Annotated in this window: 13 protein-coding genes; 7 read left to right on the top strand and 6 right to left on the bottom strand. The window is 69.9% G+C overall.

The genetic code is table 11. From position 1 onward, the window contains the following. Positions 1–34 precede the first annotated feature (34 nt). Positions 35–1,477, bottom strand: coding sequence for a fimbrial protein (locus tag CEG14_RS05265; RefSeq protein ID WP_094825326.1), 1,443 nt, complete (start codon positions 1,475–1,477; stop codon positions 35–37). 180 nt (positions 1,478–1,657) lie between these two features. On the opposite strand from CEG14_RS05265, the gene CEG14_RS05260 reads away from it, so the two are divergent. Further along, positions 1,658–2,359 carry a response regulator gene (locus tag CEG14_RS05260; RefSeq protein WP_094825325.1) on the top strand — a complete coding sequence of 234 codons (702 nt, stop codon included), beginning with the start codon at positions 1,658–1,660 and terminating at the stop codon, positions 2,357–2,359. Further along, the gene (locus CEG14_RS05255; protein WP_094825324.1) at positions 2,356–3,882 is read left to right on the top strand and encodes a sensor histidine kinase; all 1,527 of its coding nucleotides are present in this window, start codon (positions 2,356–2,358) and stop codon (positions 3,880–3,882) included. The genes CEG14_RS05260 and CEG14_RS05255 overlap by 4 nt, the downstream gene beginning before the upstream one ends. Positions 3,883–3,948: 66 nt before the next feature. On the opposite strand, the gene CEG14_RS05250 is transcribed toward CEG14_RS05255, so the two are convergent. Both CEG14_RS05250 and CEG14_RS05245 read right to left on the bottom strand, forming a co-directional pair. After that, positions 3,949–5,007: a cytochrome d ubiquinol oxidase subunit II gene (locus tag CEG14_RS05250; protein ID WP_094825323.1), complete on the bottom strand. Its 1,059-nt coding sequence runs from the start codon at positions 5,005–5,007 to the stop codon at positions 3,949–3,951. Further along, the gene (locus CEG14_RS05245) at positions 5,004–6,344 is read right to left on the bottom strand and encodes a cytochrome ubiquinol oxidase subunit I (RefSeq protein WP_094825322.1); all 1,341 of its coding nucleotides are present in this window, start codon (positions 6,342–6,344) and stop codon (positions 5,004–5,006) included. The genes CEG14_RS05250 and CEG14_RS05245 overlap by 4 nt, the downstream gene beginning before the upstream one ends. 116 nt (positions 6,345–6,460) lie before the next feature. On the opposite strand from CEG14_RS05245, the gene CEG14_RS05240 reads away from it, so the two are divergent. Continuing rightward, positions 6,461–8,227 carry a glutamine--tRNA ligase/YqeY domain fusion protein gene (locus tag CEG14_RS05240; protein ID WP_094825321.1) on the top strand — a complete coding sequence of 589 codons (1,767 nt, stop codon included), beginning with the start codon at positions 6,461–6,463 and terminating at the stop codon, positions 8,225–8,227. 73 nt (positions 8,228–8,300) lie between these two features. Here CEG14_RS05240 and CEG14_RS05235 read toward each other — a convergent pair whose 3' ends face one another. Genes CEG14_RS05235 through CEG14_RS05225 form a run of 3 tightly spaced genes read right to left on the bottom strand, consistent with a single transcriptional unit; the run spans position 8,301 to position 11,487 of the window. Then, positions 8,301–9,296, bottom strand: a complete 996-nt coding sequence (locus tag CEG14_RS05235; protein ID WP_256985586.1) for a Bug family tripartite tricarboxylate transporter substrate binding protein — start codon at positions 9,294–9,296, stop codon at positions 8,301–8,303. Positions 9,297–9,340: 44 nt separating this feature from the next. Further along, the gene (locus CEG14_RS05230) at positions 9,341–10,564 is read right to left on the bottom strand and encodes a CaiB/BaiF CoA transferase family protein (protein WP_094825320.1); all 1,224 of its coding nucleotides are present in this window, start codon (positions 10,562–10,564) and stop codon (positions 9,341–9,343) included. Then, on the bottom strand, positions 10,561–11,487 hold the full coding sequence (locus CEG14_RS05225) for a hydroxymethylglutaryl-CoA lyase (protein WP_094825319.1): 927 nt from the start codon (positions 11,485–11,487) through the stop codon (positions 10,561–10,563). The genes CEG14_RS05230 and CEG14_RS05225 overlap by 4 nt, the downstream gene beginning before the upstream one ends. A gap of 109 nt (positions 11,488–11,596) precedes the next feature. Here CEG14_RS05225 and CEG14_RS05220 point away from each other — a divergent pair, with 109 nt between their 5' ends. The 4 genes from CEG14_RS05220 (at position 11,597) to minE (ending at position 14,564) form a co-directional block, all read left to right on the top strand. Beyond that, positions 11,597–12,340 (top strand): IclR family transcriptional regulator, encoded by a 744-nt coding sequence (locus CEG14_RS05220; protein ID WP_094825318.1) that lies wholly within the window; start codon positions 11,597–11,599, stop codon positions 12,338–12,340. 126 nt (positions 12,341–12,466) lie between these two features. After that, positions 12,467–13,354, top strand: coding sequence for a septum site-determining protein MinC (gene minC, locus CEG14_RS05215; protein ID WP_094825317.1), 888 nt, complete (start codon positions 12,467–12,469; stop codon positions 13,352–13,354). 118 nt (positions 13,355–13,472) lie between these two features. After that, positions 13,473–14,288 (top strand): septum site-determining protein MinD, encoded by an 816-nt coding sequence (gene minD / locus CEG14_RS05210; RefSeq protein WP_094825893.1) that lies wholly within the window; start codon positions 13,473–13,475, stop codon positions 14,286–14,288. A gap of 3 nt (positions 14,289–14,291) precedes the next feature. Then, entirely contained in the window at positions 14,292–14,564 is a 273-nt protein-coding gene (gene minE, locus CEG14_RS05205; protein ID WP_094825316.1) for a cell division topological specificity factor MinE, read from the top strand. The last annotated feature ends 714 nt before the right edge of the window (positions 14,565–15,278 follow it).

Raw genomic sequence — 15,278 nt, 5'->3', positions numbered from 1 at the left:
GAGCCGGCCCCGTTTCTCCCGCTGCACGACCGTGTCAGAAGCCGAACCAGCGGCCGCGCATGAAGGTGTCGACCGGCATGGAAAGGCGCGCGCGCCAGCCGTATTCGCCGGTGACGAGATCGCGGTCGGCCCCCAGCGCGAACTGCACCTTGGGCGCGAGCAGCATGCTCTGCTCGAGCCCGACGCGGCGTTCGTTGGGGTCGTTGTTGTCGATCACGCCCGAGGTGTAGGTGCCGCTGAGCGTGCCCCAGCCCGAGATCGGCACGCCCGCCGACAGCGTGCTGCGCATCTGGCGCGCGCTCGAGGCGCCGCCGGTGTAGGAAGACAGGTCGTTGAAGCCGGCGCCGATGTCCTCGCCGGTCACGCCCAGGGTGACCGCATCCGACATCGTGACGCTGTAGCCGAAGCGGTAGCGCCAGGCGTTGACCGAATCGAAGCTGCTCTGCGTGGCGCCGGCCTGGAAGGTGCCGATGTCGCCGGCCCGGTAGGTGGTGCCGAAGCCGCGCGTGCTGAGCTGCGGCGCCGACTGCATCTGGCCTTCGAGCGTGACGTCGGAGGTCAGGCCGTAGCGCACCATGCCGCTGCCGGCCGAGGCGCCGTAGTCGACCGCGCCCGAGGTCGCGGCCGGGTCCATGAGGTTCAGGCGCCCGATCGAGGAGGCATAGCCCAGCTCGCCGGCCCGCAGGCCGGTGCCACTGCGCTCGGACAGCTGAATGCCGCCGATGGGCGCACTGCTGCCCCACGAGGGCGCCGCGCTGGTGATGTTGCCCACGCCCAGCGAGGGGCCGCCCACGTCGGGCGTGTAGCGCCAGCTGCGCCCGGAGTACGAAGAGGTCGGCACCGAGCTCACGGCCGAGAACCAGCGCGCGCGCGGCGCCGTGATGCCCATGCCGCCCACCGGGCGGGCGGCGGCCAGGTCGGCGGCGTCGATGTCGAAGGAGTAGGCGGCCGAGTTCGGCGTGGTGTCATAGGCCGCCGGAAACGGCGACGCGCACTCGATCGCCGGGGCGGCAGCGGGCGCGGCCGGTGCGGCGTCCAGCCCCAGCGGCGGGGTGTCCTGCACCTGCAGGCCCTCGCCGGGCGCGGCGGCCGGCGGCGCCGCCGCGGCATCGGCATCGGGCGAGGTCACGGCCAGGCAGGGATCGGGTTCGGGCGGCAAGGCGTAGGCATCGAGCTGCGAGGCGGGCGCGACCGGCTGCGGCTGGACCGGCGACAGCACGCCGATGCCATATCGTGAAATCTCGTTGGAGGCGACGAGGCGCGCCGGCGCCTTGGCCTGCGCGGCAGGACGCGCCGCCGCTGCGGCGGGCGGCGTGGCAGGGGATGAAACCGGGGTGGGGCCGTCGGGCGCGGCGCAGGCGGCCAGCGCCATGTTGGCGCCGAGTACCGTGGCCAGGATGGTGCGCGAGACCCGCTTTTCTTCACGTTCGCGAGCAGCCATATTGCGAATCAGTTTAGAAAGTCTGCGGCGCCACATCTGTAAACGATCTTAAAAAAACGGCACGGGAAGTCTCGCCTGCTTGAAGGCCGGCGGGCACGAGCCGGCTATTCTAAGCCCAGGCATGGCGTGCACGCAGGGTCGGCTGGTTACCGTTATATTTTTCAATCGATTTCTTCCCACTTGCCCCCTGGCGGGCCGCGAACGACACTGGCATCCATGGAAAATCCGCATACCAAGCTGTTGGTGGTCGACGACGACCCTGCCCTGCGCCAGTTGCTGGCCGACTACCTCAACCGCCACGGTTACGACACGCTGCTGGCGCCCGACGCCAGCGACCTGGCCGCGCGCATCACGCGCTACGTGCCCGACCTGCTGGTGCTCGACCGCATGCTGCCCGGCGGTGACGGCGCGGATGCGTGCCGCCGCCTGCGCGAACAGGGCGAAGACATTCCCGTGATCCTGCTGACCGCGCGCGACGAGGCGGTCGACCGCATCATCGGCCTGGAGGCCGGCGCCGACGACTACCTCGGCAAGCCCTTCGACCCGCGCGAGCTGCTGGCCCGCATCGAGGCGGTGCTGCGGCGCAAGCGCGGCCCCTCGGCCCTCACCAAGGACGCGCCGGTTTCCTTCGGGCCGTTCGTCTTCGATCCCACCACGCGCCAGTTGCTGCGCGATGACACGCCCGTGAAACTCACCGGCGGCGAGATCAACCTGCTCGAGGCGCTGGTGCGCAACGCCGGCAAGCCGCTGTCGCGCGAGCGCCTGCTGGCGCTGGCCCGCGACGACGACAGCGGCGAACGCAACGACCGCGCCATCGACATCGCGATCCTGCGCCTGCGTCGCGCGATCGAGGAAGATCCCAAGCAGCCGCGCTGGATCCAGACGGTCTGGGGCATCGGCTACCGCTTCGCGCCATGACGTTCTCGCCCGCACGCCTGGTGCCGCGCTCGCTGCGCGCGCGGCTGATCCTGCTCGTGCTGGGATCGGTGCTGCTGACCCAGGCCGCCACGCTGGCCACCGTGTCGTACTTCCGCCAGAAGTTCATGGAGGACGTCGCGATCGGCTACATCGCCACCACCATCCGCACGCTGCGCGCCTCGCTGGCGCAGATCCCTGCCGAGGACCGCGCCGATTTCGTGCGGGCCGCGTCGCAGAATCAATGGCGGCTGTGGTCGCGCATGCTGCCGGCCGAGGCGCGCCTGCAGCGCCTGAACATGCCGCCGCCCGACCGCTTCATGCCGGGCGCCATGCCGCCGCCCCCGCCCGGTCCGCCGCGCGACGACGACCTCGACGATCCGGTCGAACGCGAACAGCGCATGGAGGCGTTCCGCCGCATGGAGGCGCAGCGGCGCGCGCGCCACCCCCACGATGACCCCGATGACGTGCGGCGCGACCTGCGCGACCTGGTGCGCGAGCTCAACATCCGCCTCAACGACGGCACCCGCGTGGCGCTGTCGCGCGGCCCGCGCGCCGAGGTCTACATTTCGCTCGCGCCCAACCCGGCCAGCGAAGACGCGCCGCTGCTGCGCGAATGGCTGGTGATCCCGCTCGAACGCCTGGATCCGCCCGTGTCCTCGCCGCTGGTGGCCTTCTGGCTCGGCGGGCTGGGCCTGGTGCTCATGCTGGCGGCCTGGTTCTCCTGGCACATCACGCGGCCGCTCACGCGCCTGGCCCAGGCCGCCGACCAGCTCGCCGCGGGCCAGCCGCAGCGCGTCGAGCCCGCCGGCCCGCACGAGACGCGGGCGCTCGGCGAGCGCTTCAACGCCATGCTGGACGCGCTGGCCGAATCCGACTCGGTGCGACGCACCCTGCTCTCGGGCCTGCCGCACGACCTGAAGGGACCGCTGTCGCGCATGTGGCTGCGCATCGAGATGGCCGACGATTCCGTGCTCAAGGAGGGCCTGCGCAAAGACCTCCAGGACATGCAGCACATGGTGGACCAGTTCATCGGCTTCGTGCGCGGCACCGACCCCGCGGCCTACCGCTACGCCCCGCTCGAGATGGTGGACTGGGCGCGCGACCGCGTCGGCGCCTGGCAGAGCACCAACACCGCCATCACGCTGGACGCGCCCGAGGACGACAGCCTGCACGTGCAGGCCGACGCGGTGGCGCTCGGCCGCCTGCTCGACAACCTGATCGGCAACGCCCTGCACCACGGCGCGCCGCCCATCGACGTGCGCCTGGCACGCGACGGCAACCACGCGGTGCTGGAGGTGGGCGACCACGGCACCGGCATCGCCGCGCCACGGCGCGCCGAGGCGCTGCGGCCGTTCGCCCGTCTCGACGACGCCCGCACCCGCACCGGCAACGTGGGCCTGGGCCTCGCGCTCACCGAGGCCATCACGCGCGCCCACGGCGGCACGCTCGAGCTGGGCGACCACAGCGGCGGCGGCCTGCTGGTACGCATCACCCTGCCGCTGGCGCCGACCGATCCGGCCTGAGGCCGATGGCGCCATCCATGCAAGAGGCCGCCCGCGGGCGGCCTCTTGCATGGGGAAACGGGCGGTTCAGGACACCGAGGGCGGCGGCAGCAGCGCCACCGGGCGGCGCTCCTTGCCGAACACCGAGCGGTAGGCCAGCAGGTTGAAGATCAGCACCACCGGCACGCCGACCACCACGCCGGCCAGCACCAGCCGCATCGAGCCGAGCGCGCCGCTGCCGTCCCAGATGGTCATGTCGTCGAGGATCAGATACGGGAAGAAGCTGTAGGCCAGGCCGAGCAGCATCAGCACATACAGCAGCACGCAGAGCACGAACGGCGCCCAGCTGAAGCTGTCGGGCTTGGTCGGCACGCGCGCCAGGAACACCTCGGCGCTCACGAAACACAGCAGCATGCCGGCCCACACGGCCGTGGCCGCGCCCAGATGCGCCGCGTTGCTCCATTTGTAGAAGATGCCCGCGTTGGCCAGGCCGAGGGTGACGGCGATCGCCACCATGCCGGCCGCCGTCCAGCGGATCGAATGGCGCGCCCAGCGGGCCGCACGGCGCTGCAGGTCGCCGTCGACGCGCATCACCAGCCAGCAGGCCCCCAGCAGCGCGTAGGCCGCCACCGCGCACAGGCCCACGAACAGCGAGAACCAGCCGTAGCCCGCGTCGCTCTGGTAGTCGGTGGCGATGCGGCCCAGCACCATGCCCTGCCCGATCGCGGTCAGCAGCGAGCCGATCCAGAAGCCGAAGATCCAGCGCGGCTTGTGTTCCTGGCGCGCGCGGATGCGGAACTCGAACGCGACACTGCGCAGCACGATGCCCAGCGTGACCACCATCAGCGGCCCGACCAGCTTGCCGGTGATGGCGCCCCAGGCGAACGGAAAGGCCGAGGCGAACAGCCCGACCCCCAGCAGCGGCCAGAACTCGTTGGCGTCGCGCCAGGGCGACAGCAGGCCCATCATGCGGCCGCGTTCTTCCGAGGGCGCGATCTGCAGCAGGATGCCGACGCCGAGGTCGAAGCCGTCGAACACGATGCCGGCGGCGATCAGCAACAGCAGCAGCCCCATGAAGACCATGGGCATCCAGAACATCGGATCGTCGGGCGCCAGCCCGAGCGAAGCGGCCAGAGTGGCGATCATGGCGTACCTCCCGTCTTGCGCACGGGCACCACGCCGTAGCGCGCCGCGTGGAACAGCATGCCGATGAAGGCCGCCAGCAATATGAAATAGAGCACGCCCCACGCGACCAGGCCGTAGCCCAGCGTGGAGGCGGCGACCGGACTCAGCACCTCGGACTGGGTGATGCTGCGGTTGACCAGATAGGGCTGCAGGCCCAGCAGCGACACCCACAGCGAGGCCACCACGGCGGCCCCGCCCGAGAACATCATGCCGGTGAGCAGGCGCAGCCACCAGCGCGGCATCACGCCCGGATCGAAGCCGCGCCGCATGGTGCCCAGGAACGACACCAGCGCGGCCACGAACATCAGGGCGCCCAGCAGCACCGCCACGCGCAGCGACCAGAACACCAGCGCCACGGGCGGCTGCATGCCGGAGTATTTGTCGAGCCCGATGTACAGGCCGTTGGGGTCGAGGGCGAGCCAGCGCTGCCCGGTGTTCTGCAGCGTCCAGGCGCCCAGGTTGGCCTGGCTCTCGGCGTCGGGCCAGCCCCAGACCGCGATCTCGGGCTTGCCGCCGCTGTGCCAGTAGCCCGCGAGCGCGGCCGCCTTGGCGGGCTGGTGCCGCACGGTGAGGTCGCGCAGGCTCTGCGCCACCGGCCATTGCAGGGCCGCGGCCACCAGCGCCACCACCACCGCGGCCTTGAACGCCAGGCGTTCGCCGTCGTCGAGGGGGCGGCGCAGGGCCTGCAGGGCGTGCACGCCGATCATCAGGAAAGCGGCCGCCAGCGCGGCGCCCACCACGGTGGCGCCGGCGCGCCAGCCGAACGAGGGGTTGAAGATGACTTCCCACCAGTCGTAGACCTGGTAGCGCCCGTCGATCAGGGCGGCGCCGTCGGGGGTCTGCATCCAGGTCTGGAGCGCCACCACCCAGCCCAGGGCCACCAGCTGGCCCACGGCCACCATGAACACCGCGAAGGTGTGGGCCAGGTCGGACACGCGGCGCTGGCCGAACAGCATCACGCCAAGAAAACAGGACTTCAGCACGAATACCGACAGCACGCCGAAGCCGATCAGCGGGCCGGCCACGTTGCCGATCTTGTCCATCAGGCCGGGCCAGAGGCTGCCCAGCTGGACCAGCACCGGCACGGCGGCGGCGAGCGCCAGCACGAAGGCCAGGGCGAATATCCGCACCCAGAGGCGGTAGGCCGCGGTCCAGCCGGCCTGGCCGGCGCCGCGGGCCCGGATCTTGAAAAACAGCAGAAACCAGGCCAACGCCAGCGAAATGGCCAGGAACAGAGCCAGAAAGCTCAGGCTGGTCATGAACTGGGTTCGAGCCAGCTGCAGAGGGGCGATATTCATGATGGGCGGTAGTGTAGAGCCTGTTCCGCCCCCGTGGGAGGCAGGATTGCAACGGCCTCTGGCCGGGAACGTGGCAAAATTGACGCTTTGTCGCCGCTTTTTCCGATTCTTGCAGAATGACCCACGCACCGACGCCGCCTGCCGCCAGTAACTATCTGCGCAACATCATCGAGGAAGACCTGGACGCCCAGCGCTTCCAGGACAAGCGCTGGGCGGGCCGTCCCGGCCCGGCAGCCGTCCAGGCCGCGGGGGAACCCGACACCGCCCGGATCCGCACCCGCTTCCCGCCGGAGCCCAACGGCTACCTGCACATCGGTCACGCCAAGAGCATCTGCGTGAACTTCGGGCTGGCCAAGGAGTATGGGGGCGTCTGTCACCTGCGCTTCGACGACACCAATCCCGAGAAGGAAGACCAGGAATACGTCGACGCCATCGAAGAGGCCGTGCACTGGCTCGGCTTCGACTGGAAGGCCGATGGCCGCGACAACCTGTACTTCGCCAGCGACTACTTCGGCTATATGTATGAGTTCGCCGAGGCGCTGGTCGAGGCCGGCCACGCCTACGTGGACGAGCAGACCGCCGACGAGATCCGCGCCCAGCGCGGCACCCTCACCGAGCCGGGCACCAACTCGCCATTCCGCGACCGCGCGCCGGCCGAATCGCTGGCCCGCCTGCGCGAGATGCGCGACGGCAAGCATCCCGACGGCAGCCTGGTGCTGCGGGCCAAGATCGACATGGCTTCGCCCAACATCAACCTGCGCGACCCGGTGATGTATCGCGTGCGCCATGCCACCCACCACCGCACCGGCAACCAGTGGTGCATCTACCCGATGTACAGCTGGGCCCATCCGGTCGAGGACGCGCTCGAAGGCATCACGCACAGCATCTGCACGCTGGAGTTCGAAGACCAGCGGCCGTTCTACGACTGGATCCTGGCGCGCCTGGCCGACCTGGGCAAGCTGGCCCGTCCGCTGCCGCACCAATACGAATTCGCGCGCCTGAACCTGACCTACATCGTCACCAGCAAGCGCAAGCTGCTGCAACTGGTGCGCGAAGGCTACGTCGACGGCTGGGACGACCCGCGCATGCCGACCCTGTTCGGGCTGCGCCGCCGCGGCTACACCGCGTCGTCGATCCGGCTGTTCTGCGACCGCACCGCGGTGTCGAAATCGGATTCCCGCATCGACTACAGCCTGCTGGAGCAGGCCGTGCGCGACGACCTCGATCCGGCCACGCCGCGTTCGGTGGCCGTGCTCGACCCGATCAAGCTGGTCATCACCAACTATCCCGAAGGCCAGACCGAGCCCTGCACCGCGCCGCGCAATCCGCACGACCCGGAAGCCGGCGTGCGCGAGTTCCCGTTCTCGCGCGAGCTCTGGATCGAACGCGACGACTTCCGCGAGGAGCCGCCGAAGAAGTATTTCCGCCTGTTCCCCGGCAACACCGTGCGCCTGAAATACGGCTACGTGGTGCGCTGCACCGGCTTCACCAAGAACGAAGCCGGCGACGTGGTCGAGGTGCAGGCCGAATACCTGCCCGACACCAAGAGCGGCACGCCGGGCGCCGACAGCGTCAAGGTCAAGGGCAACATCACCTGGGTCAGCGCCGCGCACGCGGTGCCGGCGCAGGTGCAGCTCTACGACCGCCTGTTCGCCGATCCGCATCCCGACGCGGGCGACAAGGACTTCCTCGCCGCGCTCAACCCGAACTCCAAGCAGACCGTGCAGGCCTGGCTGGAGCCGGGCATCGTGACCGAGCCGGGCAACACCTGGCAGTTCGAGCGCCTGGGCTACTTCACGGTCGACGCGAAGGACTCGGCGCCGGGCGCGCCGGTGCTCAACCGCATCGTCACGCTGAAAGACTCGTGGGCCGCCGGCGCCTGAGCGCCGCCCGCGTCAACGCAAAAAAAAGCCGCGCGGCGTCTGCTCCGCGCGGCTTTTTTCATGGTGCGCCGCCTCAGTCGAGCCGGATGCCGGCGGCCTTGACCACCTCGCCCCACTTCACGGTCTCGCTGTCGAGATATTGGCGGAACGCCTGCGGCGTGCCGCCCAGCACCTGGCTGCCCTCGTCGGCCAGCCGGCGCTTCATCTCGGGCTCGGCCAGCACGGTCTGCAGCCGTGCGTTGAGCGCCTGCACCGCGGGCGCGGGCAGGTTGGCGGGCCCGACCATGCCGGTCCAGGCCGAGGCCTCGAAGCCCGCGAAGCCGGACTCGGCCACCGTGGGCACGTCGGGCAGGGCCTCCAGGCGCGAGGTCGAGGTGACCGCCAGCGCGCGCAGCTTGCCGGCCTTGAACAGCGCGAAGGCCGTCTGCGGCGTGATGAAGTAGAGATCGGTCTGGCCGCCGACCAGGTCGGTGACCGCCGGGCCGGCGCCCTTGTACGGCACGTGCAGGAATTCCACGCCGGCGCGGCGCGCCAGCATCATGCCGGCCATGTGGCCGATGGTGCCGTTGCCGGCCGACGCCAGCCGCAGGCTGCCCGCGGGGCGCTTGTGCGCGTCGTCGAGCAGGTCCTTGAGCGTGCGGTAGGGCGAGTCGGCCCGCACCACCAGCACCACCGGCTGCGCCGCCACCAGCCCGATCAGCGTGAAATCCTCGGCCGGCTTGAAGGGCATGCGCGGATAGATCGCGGGGTTGATGGCGAGGTTCGCGGCCTGCCCCATGCCCACCGTGTAGCCGTCGGGTTCGGCGCGCGCGACGAACTCCATGCCGATGTTGCCGGTGGCGCCGGGCTTGTTCTGCACCACCATCGACCAGCCCGCCCCGCCCGCGCCGACCCGCTCGGCCACCAGCCGGCTCACGGTGTCGGTGCCGCCGCCGGGCGGCATGGGCACGATCAGGTTGATGGGCCGCTCGGGATAGGCGGCCTGGGCCGGTGCGCCGGCCATCGCGGCGGCCAGGCCGGCGGCCGCGCACAGGGAGCGCATGAACGCATGCGCGCTTGAGAACTTCATGGTTGTCTCCGTCTTGTTATGAAATCGGCCGGCGCGACGCCGGCTCAGGTCACCGGGCCGAGCACGCCGGCCTCGATCAGTTCGGCCCGCGTCCGCGCATCGACGCCGATGGCGTCGAGCACGTCCAGGCCCTGCGCGCCCAGCACGGGCGGGTCCGAGCGCACGCCGGGCCGGCGTCCGCCCAGCGTGATCGGCAACAGCGGCACGCGCGTGGTCTCGCCCTGGCGCGCGCCGTCGGGCAGGCGGATGTCGGCCAGGCCGCCGGTGCCGGCCAGATGCGGGTCGTCGAACAGCTCCTGCGGCTTGGCGATCGGCGCGTACGGCAGGCCATGCCGCTCGAAGCGCTGCGCCAGCTCGGTGGCCGAGAACGCGGCCAGGCGCTCGCGCAGGATCGGCATGAGCCAGGGGCGCGCGTCGACGCGCTCGTTGTTGCTGTGCAGCCGCGCGTCGGCGGCCAGGTCGGCATAGCCGAAGGCCTCGCAGAACACGCGCCACTGCGTGTCCGACACCACCGCCAGGAAGATCTGCGCCTCGTCGGCCACCGTGAACACGTCGTACACGGCCCAGGCCGAGATGCGGCTCGGCATGGGCGCGGCGGCCTGCCCCGTGACCGCGAACTGCATCATGTGATGCCCGACCAGGAACACGTTGTTCTCGAACAGCGCGCTCTGCACCTGCTGGCCGCGCCCGGTCTGGCGCCGCTCCAGCAGCGCAGCCATCGCGCCGAGCGCGCCGAACATGCCGCCCATGATGTCGTTGACTGCGGCGCCGGCGCGCAGCGGCCGGCCCTGCGGTCCGGTCATGTAGGCCAGCCCGCCCATCATCTGCACCACCTCGTCGAGCGCGGTGCGATGCTCGTAGGGGCCCGGCAGGAAACCCTTGTGCGAGACGTAGATGAGCCCGGGGTTCAGCGTCTCGAGGCTGGCGTAGTCCAGGCCGAGGCGCGCCATCGCGCCGGGCTTGAAGTTCTCGCTCACGATGTCGGCGGTGGCGATCAGCCGCAGCACCAGCTCGCGGCCGCGCGGATCGTGCAGGTCCACCGGCAGGCTTTTCTTGTTGCGGTTGAACATGGCGAAGAAGCCCGCGCCCGAGCCCTTGAGGCGGCGCGTGTTGTCGCCCTGCACGGGCTCGATCTTGATGACCTCGGCGCCGAGATCGGCCAGCACCATGCCGCAGGTCGGGCCCATCACCATGTGCGTGAACTCGATCACGCGCACGCCGGCCAGCGGCAGCGCGGTGTCGGGCGCGGTGTCGTGCGGCGCGTTCATGCGGCCTCCCGCGCGTAGGCGAAGCCCTTGGGCAGGCCGGCATCGGGCAGGTGCCCGTACAGCGGCTCGCCCGGCAGCGCCTCGGCCAGGATGGCGCGCGCCTGCAGCAGGGCATCGAGATCGATGCCGGTGTCCAGGCCCATGGCCTCGAGCAGGAACACCAGGTCTTCGGTGACGATGTTGCCGGTGGCGCCGGGCGCGTGCGGGCAGCCGCCGAGTCCGCCCTGGCTCGCGTCGAAGGTGGTCACGCCGGCCTCGAGCGCGGCCACCACGTTGGCCAGGCCCTGGCCGCGCGTGTTGTGGAAGTGGGCCCCGCCCGCGCGCTCGCCGACCTCGCGCCGCAGCGCGCGGAACAGCCGGCCGACCTGCGCGGGGTTGGCATAGCCGGTGGTGTCCGACAGGCCGATCTCGTCCACGCCGCAGTCGGCCATGGTCTGCGCCATGCGCAGCGTCTGCGCGTCGCTGACCGCGCCAGCCAGCGTGCAGCCGAAGGCGGTGGACAGCCCCGCCTCGATGCGCACGCCGGCGAATTCGGCATCGCGCAGCGCCACCACGCCGCGCACCACCTCGACCATTTCGGCGTGGGTCTTGCGCACGTTGGCGAGCGAATGCGCTTCGCTCACGGACACCGGCAGCGTGAGCTTGTGCGCGCCGGCCGCCATCGCGGCGCGCGCCCCCTGCAGATTGGGCGCCAGCGCGGCCACGTGCAGGGCCGGCAACGCGCAGGCCGCGCGCACCACCTCGGCGGCATCGGCCATCTGCGGCATCAGCCGGGCCGGCACGAACGAGGCCACCTCGATCTCGGGCACGCCGGCGCGCGCCAGCGCCGCGAGCCAGCGCTGCTTGGCGGCGGTGGGCATGATCGTGGCGATGCTCTGCAGGCCATCGCGCGGCCCGACCTCACTGACCCAGACTGCGGGCATGGCTGTCTCCTTGACGTTTTTCGCATCGTTCCGTAAGATAGAACGACGTTCTATTAATTTATTATTTGCCTTTCGCCGCGTCGGTGTCAACCGCCGCGGCCGCCCGCCCATGCCCCGCAAAGCCACCCAGCCCTCGCTTGCCGATGAACACGCCGCGCCCGGCGGCGCCGCCGCGGTCGACCGCGCCCTCTCCGTGCTGGCCGCGTTCCGCGCGGGCGACGGCGAGCTGCCGCTGGCCGAGCTGGCGGCGCGCACGCGGCTCTACAAAAGCACCGTGCTGCGGCTGTTGGCCTCGCTCGAACACGGCGGGCTGGTGCGGCGCAGCGCCAGCGGCCACTACGCGCTCGGGGCCGAGGTGGCGCGGCTGCACGCCATCTACGCGGCCTCGTTCGCGCTGCAGGATCTGGTGCTGCCGGTGCTGCGCGAGCTCGCGGCGCGCACGCGCGAAAGCGCGGCCTATCACGTGGCCCAGGGCGGTCACCGGCTCTGCCTGTATCGCGTGGATTCGCCGCAGCCGATCCGCGACCACATCCGCGCGGGCGATCTGCTGCCGCTCGATCGCGGCGCGGGCGGCCGCGTGCTGAGCGCCTATGCGGGCGCCAACGACGCCATCGCGCGCCAGGTGCGGCGCGAGCAGGTCATCGTGCTGGAGGGGGATCGCATGCCCGAGCTGTCGGGCATCTCGGCGCCGGTGTTCGGCGCGGACGGCGCGCTGGCCGGCGCGGTCACGCTCACCATGCCCACCGCGCGGCTGGTGCGCGAACAGGCCGCCGACGTGCTGGCGGCCGCGCGCACCCTGACCCGCGCGCTCGGCGGTGTCGTGCCCGCGCAGCAGCGCGGCGATACGGCCTGAATTCATGGGGGCGCGGCGCGGTTTTCACCTTATCGGCGCACCCTCTCGCGGGTTATCATGCCCGACATTGCAGAACCGGCCCGCGCGCGCCCAGTCGTGGCGCGCCGGCTGGCTCACACCCCGACCATGACCAACGAACCCCTAGCCCTGGATTTCAAAAGCGCCACGCTCTACGCCATCCGCGTGGTCCTGAACAACGCCGACCTCGACGCCCTGCGCGCCGCGCTCGACAAGCGCATGGCCGACGCCGGCAGCTTCTTCGAGAACGAACCGGTGGTGATCGACGCGAGCCGCGTCGACGCGGCGATCGACTGGCCCGCGCTGGTGCAGGCGCTGCGCGATCACAACCTGCCGGCCATCGGCGTGGTGGCGAATGGTGCCAACCTCGACGCCGCGCGCGCCGCCGGCCTGACGCCGGTGGAGCTGTCCACGCCGGGTCCGCGCGTGCCGGCCACCATCGACACCACGCCGCCCAACGACGTCGCCACGCCGGTGCCGTCGGTGCAGGCCGCCGCGCTCGACATGAACGCCGACGGCCCCACGCCGGAGCCCGCGCCCGACGCGGCGCCGGCCACCGGGGCGCAAGAGCCGACGGGCGACGACGATGCCGCCGTGCCGGGTCGTGCCGCCGGCAACACCGCCGAATCGGCGCGCCACACCGCGGGGGCGCCGCAGAGCAGCTCGGCGCTCGTCATCACGCGGCCGCTGCGATCGGGCCAGCGCGTGTATGCGCGCAACTCCGACGTGGTCGTGATCGGCATGGTGAGCCAGGGTGCGGAAGTGATCGCCGACGGCAACGTGCACGTCTACGGGCCGCTGCGCGGCAAGGCGATGGCGGGGGCGCGCGGCGACACGTCGGCGCGCATCTTCACCACGCAGCTCGATGCCGAACTGCTGGCCGTGGCGGGTGTGTATCGCGTGGTCGAAGACAAGCTCGACCGCGCCCTGCACAACCAGCCGGCGCTAGTGCGCCTGGCGGGCGACACCCTGCACATCGAGGCGCTCAAGGGCTGATATCCACGGGCTTGCGGCCAGGCGCCGCGGGCCCGCGCAATACACACATGTAAGAAGCCATTAGGGGCTTTTTGCTTTACGATAACGCGATTTATTCGAACATAAGGGTTTGATCGTCATGACACGTATTGTTGTGGTGACCTCCGGCAAAGGCGGCGTGGGCAAGACCACCACGAGCGCCAGCTTTTCCTCTGGCCTGGCGATGCGAGGCCACAAGACCGCGGTCATCGACTTCGACGTGGGCCTGCGCAATCTCGACCTCATCATGGGTTGCGAGCGCCGGGTGGTGTATGACTTCGTCAACGTGATCCAGGGCGAAGCCAACCTGAAGCAGGCGCTGATCAAGGACAAGCAGCTCGAAAACCTGTTCGTGCTGCCTGCCTCGCAGACGCGCGACAAGGATGCGCTCACGCAGGAAGGCGTCGAGAAGGTCATCAACGACCTGAAGGACATGGGCTTTGAATACATCATCTGCGATTCGCCCGCCGGCATCGAGACCGGTGCGCTGATGGCGGCCTACTTCGCCGACGACGCGCTGGTCGTGACCAACCCCGAAGTGTCTTCGGTGCGCGACTCCGACCGCATCCTGGGCATCCTGGCCGCCAAGTCGCGCCGCGCCGTGCAGGGCGACGAGCCGGTGAAGGAGTACCTGCTCCTGACCCGCTACAACCCCAAGCGCGTGAACGACGGCGAGATGCTGTCGCTCTCCGATATCGAAGACATCCTGCGGATCAAGCTGATCGGCGTGATCCCGGAATCCGAAGCGGTGCTGCAGGCCTCCAACCAGGGCCTGCCCGCCATCCACCTGAAAGACACGGACGTCTCCGAGGCCTACAAGGACGTGGTCGCCCGTTACCTGGGCGAAGACCGTTCGCTGCGCTTTACCGAATACGAAAAGCCCGGCCTGCTGAAACGCCTGTTCGGAGGAAAGTAAGCAATGTCGTTCCTGTCGTTCCTGCTCGGCCAGAAGAAATCCACGGCAAGCGTTGCCAAAGAACGCCTGCAGATCATCCTCGCCCACGAACGTTCCGGCCGCGGCGACTCGCCCGACTACCTGCCGCAGCTGCAGCAGGAGCTGATCGCCGTGATCTCGAAGTACGTCAAGATCAACCCGGAAGACATCAAGGTCCACCTCGAGCGCCAGGACAGCCTGGAAGTGCTCGAAGTCAAGATCGAGATGCCGCAGCCCGAAACGCAGCCGCAAGCCTGATCCCCGCGCGCCGCAACGAAAAAGCCATCCCCAGGGATGGCTTTTTTCATGGGCAAGGCAAACCCCAATCGTCGCCCGCCCCTTCCCAACAAAGGTGTCAGACTACATTTTTGGCGTACAAAACAAAGGTGTCAGACTGCATTTTTCCGACACGCGAAACAAAGGTGTCAGACTGCATTTTTCGACGGACGTCCTCTGCCGAAAATGTAGTCTGACACCTTTCTTTTGGGACGGACGGCGATCTTCAAAAATGTAGTCTGACACCTTTGTTTGGCATCCCGAGGGATGGCTTTTTTCATGGGCAAGGCAAACGCCAGTCGACGCCCCCTTCCCAACAAAGGTGTCAGACTACATTTTCGACGCGCAAAACAAAGGTGTCAGACTGCATTTTTTCGACCGACGCCCTCTGCCGAAAATGTAGTCTGACACCTTTCTTTTGGGACGGACGGCTATCTTCAAAAATGTAGTCTGACACCTTTGTTTTTGATGGCGGCAGATGGGCCGAGACCTTGGCAAGCACGACCGCCGCCGCCCGGCCGCCCGAAGGCGGCGGAGCCCCCTCGGGGGGCAGCAAGCGCGCAGCGCGCGGCGTGGGGGCCACCCACAGGGACTCCGCCGCCGCCCGGCCGCCCGAAGGCGGCGGGGCCCCCTCGGGGGGCAGCAAGCGCGCAGCGCGCGGCGTGGGGGCCACCCACAGGGACTCCCGCCGCCGCC

Source organism: Bordetella genomosp. 1, from assembly GCF_002261335.1.
Classification (GTDB): Bacteria; Pseudomonadota; Gammaproteobacteria; order Burkholderiales; family Burkholderiaceae_B; genus Bordetella.
Note: the sequence above shows the minus strand (reverse complement) of the source record. Positions and strands in the feature narration are given on the sequence as shown.